19 protein-coding genes are annotated in these 15053 nt (G+C 63.3%); 13 read left to right on the plus strand and 6 right to left on the minus strand.

Annotated elements, in window-relative coordinates; all coding sequences use genetic code 11:
- The first annotated feature begins 162 nt into the window (after positions 1 to 162).
- On the plus strand, positions 163 to 1080 hold the full coding sequence (locus HUK82_RS09150) for a LysR family transcriptional regulator (RefSeq protein WP_176613683.1): 918 nt from the start codon (positions 163 to 165) through the stop codon (positions 1078 to 1080).
- Here the strand turns inward: HUK82_RS09150 and HUK82_RS09155 are convergent.
- Both HUK82_RS09155 and HUK82_RS09160 read right to left on the minus strand, forming a co-directional pair.
- Positions 1070 to 1477: a hypothetical protein gene (locus HUK82_RS09155; protein ID WP_246495806.1), complete on the minus strand. Its 408-nt coding sequence runs from the start codon at positions 1475 to 1477 to the stop codon at positions 1070 to 1072. The two genes, HUK82_RS09150 and HUK82_RS09155, sit on opposite strands and share 11 nt — an antisense overlap.
- A gap of 179 nt (positions 1478 to 1656) precedes the next feature.
- Entirely contained in the window at positions 1657 to 2256 is a 600-nt protein-coding gene (locus HUK82_RS09160) for a glutathione S-transferase family protein (RefSeq protein ID WP_012553937.1), read from the minus strand.
- A gap of 204 nt (positions 2257 to 2460) precedes the next feature.
- Here HUK82_RS09160 and HUK82_RS09165 point away from each other — a divergent pair, with 204 nt between their 5' ends.
- Complete coding sequence (locus HUK82_RS09165; protein ID WP_012553936.1) at positions 2461 to 3219, plus strand: FadR/GntR family transcriptional regulator; 759 nt, start codon at positions 2461 to 2463, stop codon at positions 3217 to 3219.
- Here the strand turns inward: HUK82_RS09165 and HUK82_RS09170 are convergent.
- On the minus strand, positions 3207 to 4160 hold the full coding sequence (locus HUK82_RS09170; protein WP_012553935.1) for a LysR family transcriptional regulator: 954 nt from the start codon (positions 4158 to 4160) through the stop codon (positions 3207 to 3209). The two genes, HUK82_RS09165 and HUK82_RS09170, sit on opposite strands and share 13 nt — an antisense overlap.
- A gap of 314 nt (positions 4161 to 4474) precedes the next feature.
- Here HUK82_RS09170 and HUK82_RS09175 point away from each other — a divergent pair, with 314 nt between their 5' ends.
- The 7 genes from HUK82_RS09175 to HUK82_RS09205 all read left to right on the plus strand — a co-directional run bounded on the left by HUK82_RS09175 (position 4475) and on the right by HUK82_RS09205 (position 10707).
- Complete coding sequence (locus tag HUK82_RS09175) at positions 4475 to 6076, plus strand: MFS transporter (protein ID WP_373318226.1); 1602 nt, start codon at positions 4475 to 4477, stop codon at positions 6074 to 6076.
- A gap of 32 nt (positions 6077 to 6108) precedes the next feature.
- Positions 6109 to 6270: a hypothetical protein gene (locus HUK82_RS09180; protein ID WP_012553933.1), complete on the plus strand. Its 162-nt coding sequence runs from the start codon at positions 6109 to 6111 to the stop codon at positions 6268 to 6270.
- A gap of 59 nt (positions 6271 to 6329) precedes the next feature.
- On the plus strand, positions 6330 to 7406 hold the full coding sequence (locus HUK82_RS09185; RefSeq protein ID WP_012553932.1) for an HlyD family secretion protein: 1077 nt from the start codon (positions 6330 to 6332) through the stop codon (positions 7404 to 7406).
- Positions 7407 to 7416: 10 nt separating this feature from the next.
- A complete protein-coding gene (locus HUK82_RS09190) occupies positions 7417 to 8982 on the plus strand; it encodes an efflux transporter outer membrane subunit (protein ID WP_176613684.1) in 1566 nt (521 codons plus the stop codon).
- The gene (locus HUK82_RS09195; protein ID WP_176613685.1) at positions 8979 to 9704 is read left to right on the plus strand and encodes a pirin family protein; all 726 of its coding nucleotides are present in this window, start codon (positions 8979 to 8981) and stop codon (positions 9702 to 9704) included. Before HUK82_RS09190 ends, HUK82_RS09195 begins: the two co-directional genes overlap by 4 nt.
- Positions 9705 to 9857: 153 nt before the next feature.
- Positions 9858 to 10052, plus strand: coding sequence for a fumarylacetoacetate hydrolase family protein (locus HUK82_RS09200; RefSeq protein WP_373318225.1), 195 nt, complete (start codon positions 9858 to 9860; stop codon positions 10050 to 10052).
- 49 nt (positions 10053 to 10101) lie between these two features.
- On the plus strand, positions 10102 to 10707 hold the full coding sequence (locus HUK82_RS09205) for a nitroreductase family protein (RefSeq protein ID WP_012553929.1): 606 nt from the start codon (positions 10102 to 10104) through the stop codon (positions 10705 to 10707).
- A gap of 162 nt (positions 10708 to 10869) precedes the next feature.
- On the opposite strand, the gene HUK82_RS09210 is transcribed toward HUK82_RS09205, so the two are convergent.
- From HUK82_RS09210 to HUK82_RS09220, 3 genes are all read right to left on the minus strand, one after another.
- Positions 10870 to 11172 carry a pentapeptide MXKDX repeat protein gene (locus tag HUK82_RS09210; protein ID WP_012553928.1) on the minus strand — a complete coding sequence of 101 codons (303 nt, stop codon included), beginning with the start codon at positions 11170 to 11172 and terminating at the stop codon, positions 10870 to 10872.
- A 103-nt stretch (positions 11173 to 11275) separates the two neighbouring features.
- The gene (locus tag HUK82_RS09215) at positions 11276 to 12025 is read right to left on the minus strand and encodes a molybdopterin-dependent oxidoreductase (protein WP_012553927.1); all 750 of its coding nucleotides are present in this window, start codon (positions 12023 to 12025) and stop codon (positions 11276 to 11278) included.
- Entirely contained in the window at positions 12022 to 12675 is a 654-nt protein-coding gene (locus HUK82_RS09220) for a cytochrome b/b6 domain-containing protein (protein WP_012553926.1), read from the minus strand. Before HUK82_RS09220 ends, HUK82_RS09215 begins: the two co-directional genes overlap by 4 nt.
- 178 nt (positions 12676 to 12853) lie before the next feature.
- Here HUK82_RS09220 and msrB point away from each other — a divergent pair, with 178 nt between their 5' ends.
- The 4 genes from msrB to HUK82_RS09240 form a co-directional block, all read left to right on the plus strand.
- Complete coding sequence (gene msrB, locus HUK82_RS09225) at positions 12854 to 13315, plus strand: peptide-methionine (R)-S-oxide reductase MsrB (RefSeq protein WP_176613686.1); 462 nt, start codon at positions 12854 to 12856, stop codon at positions 13313 to 13315.
- 13 nt (positions 13316 to 13328) lie between these two features.
- Positions 13329 to 14048 (plus strand): peptide-methionine (S)-S-oxide reductase MsrA, encoded by a 720-nt coding sequence (gene msrA, locus HUK82_RS09230; protein ID WP_012553924.1) that lies wholly within the window; start codon positions 13329 to 13331, stop codon positions 14046 to 14048.
- Positions 14049 to 14065: 17 nt separating this feature from the next.
- Positions 14066 to 14596, plus strand: coding sequence for a sigma-70 family RNA polymerase sigma factor (locus HUK82_RS09235; RefSeq protein WP_043458827.1), 531 nt, complete (start codon positions 14066 to 14068; stop codon positions 14594 to 14596).
- A partial coding sequence (locus HUK82_RS09240) for an NrsF family protein (protein WP_176613687.1) occupies positions 14586 to 15053 on the plus strand: 468 nt, incomplete at its 3' end. The genes HUK82_RS09235 and HUK82_RS09240, both read left to right, overlap by 11 nt.

Genomic DNA, 15053 nt, shown 5'->3' on the forward strand with positions numbered 1-15053 from the left:
CAAGCAGGGCGCCGTTGAGCGAGTGTCTTTCCGGATGGGCGAAGACGATCAGAACATTCATGAGCGGACTCTCATTGCGTGGAAAATTTCGTTTCCCAACGAGATTACGCGATAGGATATTCTTATCCCATATGGCGATGGCGGAAGGGAGAATGCCGAAATATGGAACAATCGCCAGTCTCACTGGAGCGGATGCGGACCTTCGTGCGGGTCGCCGAACGTGGCAATCTGGCGGCCGTCGCCCGTGAAACCGGCGCCGGGCAATCGACGATCACGCGGCATCTGCGCGAGCTTGAAGACGCACTGGGTGTGTCTCTGCTGACGCGGACGACGCGCCGTACGGCGCTGACGGACGAAGGAACGCGTTATTACGCGCATTGTGTGCAGATCCTCTCACTCGTCGAGCAGGCAAGTCAGGAGATGCGCGACACGCGGCAGGCAACGGCCGGGACGGTGCGCATCTCTTGCACCGGCGCGTTGGGCGTCCTGCACGTCAGCCAGCTCATTTATGCCTTTCAAGACCAGAATCCGGGAATACGGGTGGAATTCGGCCTGACGGACGAGCGGATTGATCTGGTGCGGGATGGGGTCGATATCGCCATCCGTCTCGGTCCCCTGAGCGATTGTGCGATGAAACTACGCTCCCTGGGGGAAAGCGAGCGCCTTCTGGTCGCATCGCCCGAATGGCTGCACCGTACTGGGCCGGTGCGGCGACCGGTGGATCTGCGTGATCGCGAAGGGGTGCGAATGTCGCGCGTGCATGGATCGGACCGGCTGGTCCTGCGGAGCGTCAAGGGTGGAAACCATGTCGTGCCGTTTCATGGCCGTTTGATCGTCGATCATGGTTTGGCGGCGCGGGAGGCGTTTCTGGCGGGCAGGGGTTTCGGCCCGGCCCATCGCTGGCTGGTGGAAGACTGCCTGCGGGACGGGCGGCTCGTGCCTGTCCTGCCAGACTACAGGCTGCCATCCGTACCGCTGAGCATGCTGATCGCGCCCGAACGCACTAATCTGACCCGGATCCGTCTATGCGTGGAATTTCTGGCCGAAGGGGTCGGCGGGATACCAGGCATCAGCCGGTGATCGTCGGCGAATTGGTGCGGCTTTCCGCCTGCTTGCGTACGGAGGCCAACATGCGTCTGCGGATCAGTCCACTAACCGGACGGATGAGATACCAGTAGGGTGCGAAATGCCGTCGCGTCGTGGGCGTTGGGCAGAAGACCTTTGTCTCGGTTGTCAGACGACTTGTCCTGCGCGTGAGAGGATGGAGCGTGTAGGACAACACAAGCTTGCAGGCGTCCTGAAGCGCGCAGGTCCGGAAATCCTCCGCCGAGTGGCACGGTATCAATCCGTAATCGGCTTTCCAGAACGCACCGACCAGTCCGAAAGCGAGGGCGGTGTCCCCCTTGCGTCCCAGAAAGGTGAAATCGTCCCGGTCGAAGGGCGGCCGGCTCGTTCGTCCTGACAGCCGTGAGGGCAACTCCCGTAATCCTATGGCGAGACGGACGAGTGGGTCATCTTTCAGCCGGTAGTCCATAGCGCAATCAAGGATAAGCCCGGCCGGCGCTGCGATATCGATTTTGTGTTGCTCGTGAAAGTCCGCCCGAGGCAGAAATGCCTCAATCCAGTTTACGGCTGACATCGGAGAGGCGTCGCGTGTCATCCCCGAATTCCTGGCATCGGCGTGAACTTCGGCAAGGCGCGAACGCGGTCGAGCCATCCTGTGAGCGAGGGAAAGGGGGCAAGGTCGATGCCGCCTTCATGCGCCAACGCAAGATAGGGAAACAGCGCACAGTCGGCGATGGTCGGATGGCCGATCGCGAACCACTCATGCGTGCTTAGGTGCTGGTCCAGCAGCGGCAGAAGCCGCTGCGTGACGAGAAGCGCCCGCTCGATCGCGAGATCGTAGCCGAATTTCCGGATCAGGCGGGCGGCATTGGGACCGTCACGAACCTCGCTCGCGGCGATGCACAGCCATTGCACGATCTCTGCCTGGGATGTCGGGTCTTCGGGCCACCACGTTCTATCCCGGAGTTGGCCCGCCAGATACACGAGGATTGCCTGGGAATCCCGCAACGCGGTCTTTCCATCGACCAGAACGGGCACCTCCTGAAACGGATTCAGCGCCGTGAAACTGGGAGTATGGTGCTCGCCAGCCGCGAGGTCGACAGGAATGAGTTCAAGGTCAATGCCCGTCAGGGCCGCGAACAGCCGGACCTTGTAGCAATTGCCGGAGAGGACAAGATCGTAGAGTTTCATAAGGACCTCTCGTGACCGTAGGAGGGAGATACGGCGGTTTTTGTGGGGAATCAGAATGTCCTGACTCTTTATCCTGTCGTCGTCTGGAGCCTCCGTGACGGTTATCAGTATATCGCCGATCCTATCGTGCAAAGGTCGTATGCCGGCCCACGATAATGACATTCAGACATGGGATGATCCGCTCAAACAGGCTATGCTGCGCACATGACGGCTCCGATCTCCCTTTCACGCCTGCCGCGTCCTTCCCTGGTCGATGCGGCGCTTGCCGCGATGCGTGAGCGAATCGCATCCGGTGACTGGCCCGTTGGCCAGCGCATTCCCAAGGAGACAGAACTGGCCGAAATGCTCCAGATCGGCCGCAACACCGTGCGCGAAGCGGTGCGCGTGTTGTCTCATGCCGGCATGATCGAGGTGCGTCAGGGCGACGGGACCTACGTGCGTGCCTTGCATGAACCCGCAACGATTATGGCGCAGGTCAGTCATACCAGCCTGCGCGATCATTTCGAGTTGCGTGTGATGCTGGAGACGGAATCCGCGCGTCTGGCAGCGCTCCGCCGGACAGCGCGGGACATCCGTAGAATGGGGGCAGCCCTGAAGGCGCGTGGCGAACGGAGTTCCTCCAGCGACCTCGCCCGCTTTCTGGACCTGGATGCTTCCTTCCATCTGGCCGTCGCGGAGGCCAGTCACAACGATGCGCTGATCCCTCTCTATCGCTATTTTCTGGATGCGGCGCGCGAAGCCGCTCTTTCTGCCCTCGTTGAGCATGGAGTCACCGAGCCGAAGCTGGAGCTTCACGAACGGCTGTTCCAGGCGATCGAAGCGGGGGATGCACCGCGGGCAGTGAGGGCGGCACGGGCTATCCTCCAGCCATTGATCGCGGCCTTTACTGACGGCAAATCTCTTGGCACGGCTGCGGCTCGCAGCGTTCGCAAGCGGGCGGCACAGGAGCGTCATAAAGCCTGAGCGGTCTCTGGCTTTATGATCGGGGCGCGAGGGCTCATGACACGCAGGACCGTGCGTCGCAGCCATTGATGGACCTGGTCAGTGTCGTGTCGGGGATGCCAGGCCTGGAAGATCGTCACCGGCTCCAGATCGAGCGGGAGAGGAAATCCATAAAGACCCAGTCGATCGAGCATCGCTGCATCGGTCAGGATATCCGGTGCCGGGAGAATCAGATCGGTCTGTGACAGCCCTTGCAGCGCGGCATAGAAGGAGGTCAGCAACAGCGCGACAGTGCGCTCAAGCCCATACTGATCGGCAAGGACCTCGTCGATCGGTCCCCGTCGCCTCCCTCGGCGCGAGACGGCGATGTGCTCGTAGGCTACCAGCGCCTGTGGTGTGATCTTTCCCAGCAGGATCGGATGACCGGCCCGCACGACCCCGCGAAAGCGGCTCTCGAATAGGGTCTGGCGCATGATTTCGGGCCGTAGGAGCGCCGTGGCGCCGATATAGAGATCGATCCCGCCCTGCCGCAGAAAATCGCTGTCGTCGCTGTTCGACTCCGCTGTGAAAATTAGCGTGGTGTCCGGGCAGTCGGCACGCAGGGCGCGCAGCAGCGCCTCGGCGTAGGAGCCGATCACCACGTCGGCTGCCCGGATACGGAAGGTCGGCGTCAGGCCGGTGAAATCCAGGGCATGCCGTGGACGATACAGATCGCTGATCGCCGAGAGGATCTGGCTGACGCGCGGCTGCATCTGCAGGGCACGCGGTGTTGGCACCATATGCCGACCCGATTGCACCAGAATGGCATCGTGGAAGGTCTCGCGCAGGCGGGACAGGGTGCGGCTCATGGTCGCGGCACTGACCTGCAGCCTCTCGGCCGCGCCGGTAACGCTCGATTCCTCGACCAGCACGTTCATAGCCTGAAGAAGGTTGAGATCGTAGCCGTGCGCCACATGTGCCATCGGGTCTTCCTTATATCCTGCATATCCTGCGAATCAGGCACGGGAATGGCTGATAAACACCCAATCATAGGATGAATGTGTCGCCAAGAGCCTCTGCCAACGCTGACAGAGACATCATGTCGTCGCAACCGGAATCTGACATCCGACCGTTTCATATCTGCTTCCAGACGATTTCATAATTGAGCGTTCCCAAACATAGGATGTTTCTTCAAGACTGCCGACACGAGATCAAACGATTCTGTTGCGAGGTGCCTATGGACCACGCTGATGCGCTGACACGTCCGCGCCGCGAAGTGCTGCCCGCGCCCGTGTCTATGCAACCGGAACCACCTCCGGCGCCGCCGAAGGCGGCGGTGTTCGGTCCGCGCCTGGCGACGGGGCTGGCGGGCGTGCTGCTGGCAGTCCTGCTGGCGGGGTTCAACGAGCACACGACCGAGGCTGGGCTCGCCGATATCCGGGGCGCATTCCATCTCGGGCATGACGAGGGGACCTGGATCACCGCCCTGTTCGAGGCGTTCAACATCGCTGCGATGGCGTTCGCTCCCTGGTGTTCGGTGACGTTCTCCATCCGACGCCTGACGATCGCGATGACGGGGCTAGTGGGCGTGCTGGGCACGGCGGCCCCCTTCATGCCGAACCTGTCGTCTCTTCTTCTGCTGCGCTGCGTGCAGGGATTGGCTTGCGGTAGCCTGCCGCCAATGCTGATGACGGTCGCGCTGCGCTTCCTGCCGCCCAATATCAAGATCTACGGTCTGGGCGCCTATGCTCTGACCGCGACTTTCGGGCCGAATATTGGCGGCGCGCCGCTGGCGGGATTCTGGTTCGAGTATGTCGGCTGGCCGTTCCTGTTCTGGCAGATCGTGCCGCTGTGCCTGATCTCGATGGTGTGCGTGGCATGGGGCTTGCCACAGGATCCGATCCGGTTGGAGCGTTTCCGTCAGTTCGACTGGCGCGGCCTGCTGACCGGGTTGCCCGCGATCTGCATGCTGGTGATTGCCCTCGAACAGGGCGACCGGCTGGACTGGTTTCGTTCGCCGTTGATTACCCACCTCTTCTTCGGCGGCGGGTTCCTGTTCGTGCTCTTCATCGTCAATGAATGGTTCCATCCGGTGCCGTTCTTCCGCATCCAGTTGCTCAAGCAGCGCAACGTGACGGATGCACTGCTGACGCTGGCAGCGGTTCTGGTATTGGGGGCGGTCACGGCGGAAATCCCTGCGGTCTATCTGGAGGAGGTGCGTGGCTATCGCCCGATCCAGATCGCGCCGGTCATGCTGATCCTCGCGGTACCACAAGTGCTCGCGCTGCCGCTGGTCTCGGCCTTGTGCAATATCCGCCGGGTGGATTGCCGTCATGTGCTGATGGCAGGCCTTGCGATTCAGGGGCTGTCCTATTTCCTAGGCACCTGGATCGATGCTGACTGGGTGCGCGAGAACTTCTATGTCATGCAGCTCCTGCAGGTGGCCAGCGAACCGATGATGGTCATCGCGATCCTCATGCTGGCGACGATGGGCCTGGGCCCGGCCGATGGACCGTTCATCTCGGGCATGTTCAACATGACCAAGGGAGTGGCCAATGCCATCGCGGCGGGCGTCATTTCGGCCCTGCTGCGTCGGCGCGAGCAATTCCATTCCACCATGCTGCTCGACACCTATGGCACCAACCATACCGCGTTGCAGTCCTGGGGCGACCCGGCGCAGGCGCTGCTGGCGCCACACATCGCGGATCCGGCCCGGTTGGACTGGAACATGGCCGTCCTGCTGCACGGCGAGGCGTCTGAGCAGGCGCTCATTCTGGCCTGTGCCGATATCTACACGATCATGATCGGCGTCTGCGCCGCCCTGTTCATGCTCAATCTGGTTCTGCCGCAACGGGTCTATCCGCCCCGCGCGCCGTCCACCTCCGCTCCTGCACGCTGACGGGGACGGACAGTATGTCATGTGAGAAGAATATGAAGACCAGTTCGTATCGGGATACGCGCCGCGTGCAGCATCCAAACATCCTATCATCGGATCAAATAGGCAACGCGACCGCACTGAGGTGGACGCTGCGCGACCGCATCGAGGGCTACTTCGTGGCCCTCGTCGTAACAATCTACCTGAAGCTGACCTGACGGTCCCGCGCAATCCGCGACAAACGACGCGGCCGCCGGGGTCGCTAGAGGGAATATTCATGAACGGAACAACGAAGGCGCTGCTGCTGGCGGCCGGCGTGGTGGTGCTGGGGGCGGCGGCATGGGGCGGCGACCGCCTTGTGCTCGGAGACGGCGTGCGGATCGAGACCAACGACGCCTATGTGTCGGCCTATTCCTCGGTCGTCGCCCCCAAGGTCGGCGGCCGGATTGATGCGGTCATGGCGCAGGACAACGAGCAGGTTCGCAAGGGCGAGGTGCTGGCCCATATCGAGGATGACGACTACCGCGCTGTGCTCAAGGTGGCCCAGGGCAATGTGGTCGCCGCGCGTGCCGACATCGCCAACTTGCAGGCTACGCTGATCCGGCAGGATTCGCTCATTGCCGGCGCCCGGGCCGCCGTGCTGGCCGACGACGCGCAACTCGCTTTCGCGCAGCAGGATGAGGCCCGGTACCGTAATCTTGCGGCCGGCGGTGCCGGCACAATGGAGCAGCGCCAGCGTACGGCGGCGCAGACCCGCGAGGCTACGGCCGCGAAAGTCCGCGACGAGGCGAGCGTGCAGGCCGCGACCCAGGAAAAGGATGTGCTCGCCGCCCAGATCGCGCGTGCCAGGGGCAACCTGACCCGCGCCGAAGGTGAGGAACAGCGGGCGGAACTGGATCTGTCCTATTGCACCATCCCGGCCCCGGTGGACGGCGTGGTCGGCGCGCGTGGCGTGCGTGTGGGCAACTACGTTAATCCCGGCAGTGCGCTGATGGCGGTCACCCCGGTCCAGGATGCGTTCGTGGTCGCCCATTTCCAGGAGACGCAACTCACGCACGTTCTGCCGGGGCAGAAGGCGACGGTCTGGGTCGACACGTTCCCGGGTCAGCCGCTCCGTGCCCACGTCGACAGCATCCCGCCTGCGACCGGCGTCGCGTTCGCGCCGATCCAGCCGGATAATGCGACCGGCAACTTCACCAAGGTGGTCCAGCGTCTGCCGGTGCGCATTACCTTCGATCCGGGGCAGCCTCTGGCGGCGCGGGTCCGGGTGGGGATGTCGGTCGAGGTGGCGGTTGATACGGCATCGCGCCCGGAAGGTCCGAAGGCGGGCGACCCCCGCTATGCGTGGCGGTGAGGGGCGGATCATGATCACACGCCTTAACCGCCAGATGCTCGCTCTGACGAGCATGCTCCTGCTTAGCGCCTGCACGGTCGGTCCGGACTATCACAAGCCCGATCTCGCCAGCGTGCCGCACTGGCATCGCGGCCTGCCGGATGCCGAAAGCCATCCCGAGGAAAGCCCCGCCGATCCGCAATGGTGGACGATCTATCGCGATCCGGTGCTGACCGCGCTGGAACAGCAGGTCGCGTCCGCCAATCTGGATCTGCGCGCGAGCGCCTATCGTCTGGCGGAGAGCCTGGCCGAGCGGCGGATTGCGAGCGCGGCACAGTTCCCACATGTGGAGGGGAATGCCTCCTATGCACGCGAGCGGGCCAGCACCAACGGTATCCTCGGCCTGCTTGGCACGCTGGAGCGCGCCGGCGCGGGCGATGTCGCCAGCGGCGCGCAGGGCTTCGGCCCTGTGGCCGTGCCGGGCACGGTCGGCAATCCGTCCTTCAACCTGCCGCAATACGGCATGAGCGCGTCATGGGAGGTCGATCTCTGGGGTCATGTCCGGCGCCAGGTCGAGGCCGCCAACGCGGCGGTCAAGGCGACGCAGGACATGCAGCGGGATGTCCTGGTCTCGCTGATGGCCGAGACCGCGCAGGATTATCTCGATCTGCGTGGCGTGCAGGCGCAGATCGCCATCGTCGGCCGCAATATCGACACTGCCCGGCACAGCGTTGTCCTGACGGGCCTGCGCTTTGCGCAAGGTGCCTCCACCCAACTGGACGTAGCGGACTCGCGCGGACAGCTCAGCGAATTCCAGTCGCGCCTGCCGATCCTGCAGAGCCAGGAAGTGCATCTGATCAACGCGCTGAGCTTTCTGGTGGCACGCGAGCCGGGTGCGCTCCGGGCGCAGCTCGCCACGCCGGCCCCGATTCCGCCGGTACCCGATGCGGTGCCCGTCGGCCTGCCGTCGGAACTGGCGGAGCGTCGGCCCGATATTCGGATGGCCGAGGAGCAGTTGCATGTCGCCACCGCCAGCATCGGTGTGGCCGTGGCGGATTTCTTTCCGCGCGTGACGCTCTCCGGCAGCCTCGACGTGCAAGCGCTGCAGTTCAGCGGGCTCGGGTCCTGGGCGTCGCGGCAATACGGGTTCGGCCCGACCATGACGCTGCCTCTGTTCGAGGGTGGTCGCCTGACCGGGCAATTGCGTCTGCGCCGGGCGCAGCAGAAGGAAGCGGCGATCACCCTGCAGCGCACCATCCTCAAGGCATGGCAGGAGATCGACGACGCAATGGCCGATTTCTCCGCCGCCCAGCAGCAGCGCGACCGCCTGAAGGAGACAGTGGCCCAGAACGAGACGGCCGTACGTCTGGCCCAGCAGCAATACGTGCAGGGGGCGTCGGATTTCCTGAACGTGCTGACCTTGCAGAACGCGCTTCTGGCCAGCCAGAACCAGCTCGTGCGGTCGACGACGGCAGTTTCGGTCTCGGTGGCCCGCCTGTATCGCGCGCTCGGCGGTGGCTGGGAGGCGCGCTATCCGGTCGCGACGGCCCAGCGGGCGGCCATCCGGCAAGAGGGGCGGGGAGGTCGACAAGGATGATCAAGGTGCTGCTGCCCTCCGAGTTGGGGCATCTGGTCCAGGATGGCGTCAAGCTCGACTGTCATTTCGCGTTTCGGAACTACGTTTACCCCGCTCCCTCACATTGGGGGCGACTCCGGGTGCTCAACCGGATCGAACTGGAGGCCGATGCCGCCTTCAGGCTGGACCATGAAAGGGCGGTCGAGATCGTGACTCTGGTCCTGGATGGCATCGTCGTGGCGCTGGTGGATGGTCTTGGCGACAGCCTGTTGAAGCCGGGCGATTGTCATGTTGTCAGTGCTGGCGATGGCGTGGCCCTGGCAACGTGGAAAACCGGCGGCGCGCCGGCGACGGTGCTTCAGCTCTGGCTGGCGCCCGAAGAAGAGGGCGGCGCCCCGCAAATCGGCCTGCGCCGCAGTGAGGATCGCTTCGGGCATCAGCATGCCCTGCTGGCCAGCGGCTTTCCCGCCGACGATCCGGAGGAAACGGATCAGGGGCGGTCGGGTGACCCGCTGCCGCTAAAGGCCCGTGCCCGCGTGCTTCGGCTCACGCTCCCGGCCGGCGAACAGGCCGTCGTCCCCACCTATGCGGACCGCTGTGTCTATGCTCTCGTCGCAGAGGGACGCTTGGAAATCCTTGGGCACAACGCCGATGCGGGTTGCGGTATCGCGGTTACCGGATTCGAAACGATCCACGTGCATGCGCTCGAACCCTCGACTCTTATCGTCTGCGATTCCGACTGAGCGAAAGGAGACACGCATGAAGCTCTGCCGTTACGGCGAACCGGGACAGGAACGTCCGGCGCTGGTGACCCGGGACGAAGTGCCCGATCCCCAGGATCTGGTATCTGGCTCGAAGTGAACGGTCGCCGGATGCAGGCCGGCAATACAAGGACGATGATCTTTTTCGTGGCTGAGATCATCGCGTATGTCAGCCGTTACATGACGCTGATGCCGGACGACGTCATCGCCACGGCAACCCCTCCGGGCGTCGGGATGGGGATGCGGCCGGAGCCCGTCTATCTCCAGTCTGGAGGCGTCGTGGAATTCGGCATTGATGGGCTTGGCCGGCAGAGGCAATGTGTGGCCTGATGCGCTCCGCGCCCGCGCCGGATCTGGATGAACAGAAGGAAAAAGCAAGATGAATGAGATTCTGGATACGATGTTCGCGCGGCGCGCGACGAAACGCTTCGACGCAAGTCATGAGATTCCGGACGAGACTCTGGCCGCCATCTTGCATGCGGCGCGGACAGCGCCTACCGCATTCAATATTCAGAACTGGCGGTTCCTGGTGGTGCGAGACCCGGCCGTGCGGGCCGAGATCAAGAAAGTGGCATGGCACCAGCCCCAGATCGAGGAATGCTCTGCACTCGTCGTCCTGTGCGCGGACATGCATGCCTATGCGAAGGATCCGGGTCGATACTGGAAGGATGCGCCAGAGGCGATGCGCGAGAAATACGTCGGCATGATCACTCAATTCTACGAGAACAATCCGGCGATGCAGCGGGACGAAGCATTCCGCTCTGCCGGTATGACGGCGTATGCCCTGATGATGGCGGCCGCCGCGCACGGCTATGACACCTGCCCTATGGACGGGTTCGATTTTGAGCAGGTCTCGGAGATCATTCGCCTACCCAAGGACCATGCGCTGGTCATGTTCGTGGCGGTCGGAAAGGGGGTAGGCGAACTGCCACCGCATGGCGGACGGATCCCCGACGCCGACGTGATTGTCTATGATCGTTTCTGAACCGAGCCTCTTGACGTTCAGGCAACATGTTAAAGACATGATCGAAACTGAAAGATACTACCGATGTGCCGACAAGCGCCAACATGCCGCCCAGTGCGGTGGATATTACACTTTTCAGCTTCATGAATGCGCCTGTCAGCCGGATGGTTCGCGAAACCTGACTTAGTTCGGCTTGGCCATGCTGTCCTGCGGAGCGGCCATCGCGTCCTTCTTCATACCGTGATGCGCCATGCCGCCATGCTTCTTCATGCTATCATGAGACATGCCGTTATGCGACATCGCATTCGGGGCCATCGTGTTATGCGCCATGCCGTTCTTCGGCATGCTGTCATGTGCCATCGAGTTTGGCGCCATCTGTTTCGGGGCCATGGCATCGTGCGACATGGCGTCCTGTGCGTGAGCGACGCCACCCAGAGCGACGACGGACGAGAAAGCGGCGGCAATGGCGATATTGCGAATAGACATGGTAATTTCCTGATCTGTCGATGATGTGGAGGCGGAAACATTCCGCCTCTCTGCTCTATTCTTCGATGAGGCATGTCGTCGGGTTACAGGGACGCGTCTTTTTTTATGACCCGCCAAACCAGTCGTAACCCTGATCTTCCCAGTAGCCGCCCGGAAAGCGATTGGTGACTTCGATGGACGCGAGATATTTCGGATTTTTGTAGCCGAGCTTCGTTGGAATCCTGACCTTCATCGGCGCGCCATAGGCAGGCGGAAGGGCACGGTCTCCATAGTCCAGCGCCAGAATGGTCTGCGGATGCAGCGCGGTCGCCATGTCGATGCTGGTCGAATAATCGTCGAAGCAGCGAAAATTGACATATTTCGCACGCAGATCCGCGCCGACCTTTTGCAGGAACATCGAAAGCGGCACGCCGGACCAGTCGCCGATCGCACTCCATCCCTCGACGCAGATATGGCGTGTAATTTGCCGTTTCTGCGGCAGCGCGCGGAACTGCGCGAGCGACCACGGGCGTCTGTCCGACACCAGACCGCCGACGTCCAGGCGCCAGCCAGCGGGATCGACAGTGCGAACCTCGCTCTCGTCGTAATAGGCGTTGAACGGAAAAGGATGCGTGATCCTGGATGCGTCGAATTCCCGCGCGAGCCGCTGGCGGCTGAACAGCAGGGCCTGCATCCGGTCGGTGAAACGCGACATCGCGCTGAGCGCACGCTCCACGGACGGCTCGTCGTCCAGCGCACAGCCGGACAGCATCGACAGTCCACCAAGCGACAGGGCGCCTTTGAGCATCAGACGGCGCTCGATCCGGCGCAGTTCGGGGGCGATCGCCGAGCGATCGAGGCGGTTGTGACTCATCGGGCGCCCCCTTCCTGAACGCTCACTTCCGGCGCCGCGCTGGGACGACGGCCGAACACCATGCCGAACAGGGTCGACGGCACGAGCAGGGCGAGCGCGATGTGAATGACGAGAAAGGCGACGATCAGCGTCATCATCGCGAAATGAATGCGGCGGGCGACATCGTAACCGCCGAACAGCCATGTCAGCCATCCAAGCTGCACCGGCTTCCAGATGGACAGCCCGCTTGCAACGGTCAGCAGGGCGACAATCAGCACGCCCGTATAAAGCAACCGCTGGATGGCATTGTAATGACCGGCGGCATGGGACAACCTGAAGCGCAGCGCCTGCGCCATATCACGACCGATGGCGCGCGGGCCGACGGGCCGCAGATCGCGGCGGAAATGCCCCGACAGCACGCCATACCCCAGGTAGACGACGCCGGCAGCCATCAGCACCCACATCGCCGCGAAATGCCAGGCGATCCCGCCGCCCAGCCAGCCACCCAATGTAGCCCAGGCCGGGAATTCGAAAGGCAGAATGGGCGAGGCATTATAGATCTGCCAGCCACTGCCGATCATGGCGAGCATCGACAATGCGCCGATCCAATGGGTGATGCGAATAAAGGGCGATGGCGTGCGACGCGGCCGCACGCGGCGTGATGAGAGCATGTCCGGGCTTTCCGACTGAATGGTCAGGCGTTGATGCGGATGCATTCGTCGGTCAGGCGCGAAAGGTTACAGTTTCCGCCATGTCCTGACGGAAATGGAAAATTCTTCCCACCCGCGTAACCGGACAGGGAATTTTCGCGAAGAACGCTGTGACAACCCAAAACAAGGGGGACACAGCATGACATCCCGCCGCCAATTCTTTCTTGCCGCCGTTGCCATGGCGGTGTTCGGTCGTGCACGGGCCGCCGAGCATTATCCTGTCACGCATACCGACGCCGAATGGCACCGCCTGCTGACGCCCGCGCAATACATCGTGCTGCGCGAGGCAGGCACCGAAATGCCGTATTCGAGCCCATTGCTGACCGAGCATCGCCCCGGCCGCTTCGCCTGTGCCGGATGCGACACGGCAGCCTTCGACGCGCGCACCAAGTTCGAAAGCGGCACAGGGTGGCCGAGTTTCGACAGCGCGCTGCCGCACGCCGTGCAGGAACGTGGCGATGACAGCCTGGGCATGGAGCGCACGGAGGTGCGATGCGCGACCTGCGGCAGTCATCTTGGCCACGTGTTCGATGACGGGCCTCAGCCAACCGGCCTGCGCTACTGCATGAACGGCGTGGCACTTTCATTCCATACGGCCTGAAGGAGCTGGAATCATGACACGATCAGGATTTTTCGGCGTTTCCCTGGTGGCGCTGACCACATTCGGCGCCGCCTGCCACACGGCAATGGGCGAGCCCGGCCCCCGTATTCTTCCGGCGCCCGTTCTGACGGAACCGGCGCCCGCGACGCACCATGCAAGCGCCGTCTTCGCGGGTGGCTGCTTCTGGGGCGTGCAGAGCGTGTTCGAACATGTCCGTGGCGTGACCGCGACCCGCGCGGGTTTCGACGGCGGCGCGCGCGACACGGCGGATTATGAGACCGTCAGCAGCGGCGATACGGGACACGCAGAGTCAGTTGAAGTCGACTTCGACCCAACGCAGGTCAGCTACGGCACGTTGATGCGCATCTTCTTCTCCGTCGCCCTCGACCCGACACAGGTGAACCGCCAGTTCCCGGATGACGGCACGCAATATCGCTCCGTGCTCTACACCCGCTCCGCGCAACAGTTACAGGAAGCGCACGCCTATATCGCACAGCTCGACGCGGCGCATGTCTTCGCGCGGCCCATCGCAACACAGGTGGCCCCGGATCATGGATTCTACCCGGCCGAGGCAGATCACCAAAATTTCGCGGCCCGCTATCCGGATCATCCGTATATCGCTACATACGACGCACCACGGATCGAGGCGCTGCACGCGTTGTTCGCGTCGTCCTGGCGCCCGCAGCCTGTGCTGACGCTGGCCGACGATGGCGGGAGCGGACTCTCGCCGTAAGCAGGGACGGAGGGTTCGTGACGGAAGCGGATTGGAGCCGCTGGATGGCAGCGGCTCAGGCCGGCGATGCCGACGCCTATCGCCGCGTGCTCGCCGAGGCGCAGACATGGCTGAGACGCTTCTTTCTCCGGCGTCTGCCGCTATCCATGGTTGACGATGCAGTACAGGACACGTTGCTTGCCGTTCACGAGAAACGGCATACATTCAATCCGTCCCAGAAGTTCGGCCCCTGGATCGCGGCGATCGCTCGATACAAGTGGATCGATCGGTTGCGGGCCGCCAGCCGGGCGAATGATGCGCCGCTCGACGACGATCTGCCGGTGCAGGATCATGAGGAGCAGGTGACGACGGCCTATGCGCTGGAGCGCCTGCTCGGGCAGTTGAAGCCAGCGCAGGCGGAAGCCATCCGCCTCGTCAAGCTGCGCGGGTTGAGTATCGAGGAGGCGGCACGCCGAACGGGACAGTCCGTCACGCTGGTCAAGGTCAACATTCATCGCGGTCTGACCCGCATGAATGCTTTAGTAATGCGAGGTAGTGATGTCGACTGATCCCCTGATCGATCGGCTCGCGACCGGCCTGCGGCCCGTCAGACGGCGGACGCCGTGGCGGGACGCGACGATCCTGTTGGCGCTGGGCGTGATCGAGATCGTCTTCGTGCTGAAGCTGGGCCTGATGCGTCCGGACATGCCGCACGCCATGGGGATGCCGAGCTTCTGGTGGAAGGCCGCAAGCCTGGCCGTGATTGCCGCCGTCGGCGGGACCACGGCGCTGCTGTCGCTCGATCCCACACGCTCACCGCGACGAGGTCTGCGCATCGTGGGCATGCTCGCCCTCGCGGCGCTCGCGTTCGGCTGGCTGGTGGACGTGCTTCAGGCCGGCCCCGCCGTGCTCTGGCAGCGACTCGATCCGGCGCATGGCATCGTCTGCGCGCGGAAAATCGTGGAATTGTCCCTGCCGGCGGTGCTGGCGCTCGGCCTGTTCGCGCGGCGCGGCGCCCCGGTGGAT

Source organism: Ameyamaea chiangmaiensis (genome assembly GCF_013376175.1).
GTDB classification, from domain to species: domain Bacteria; phylum Pseudomonadota; class Alphaproteobacteria; order Acetobacterales; family Acetobacteraceae; genus Ameyamaea; species Ameyamaea chiangmaiensis.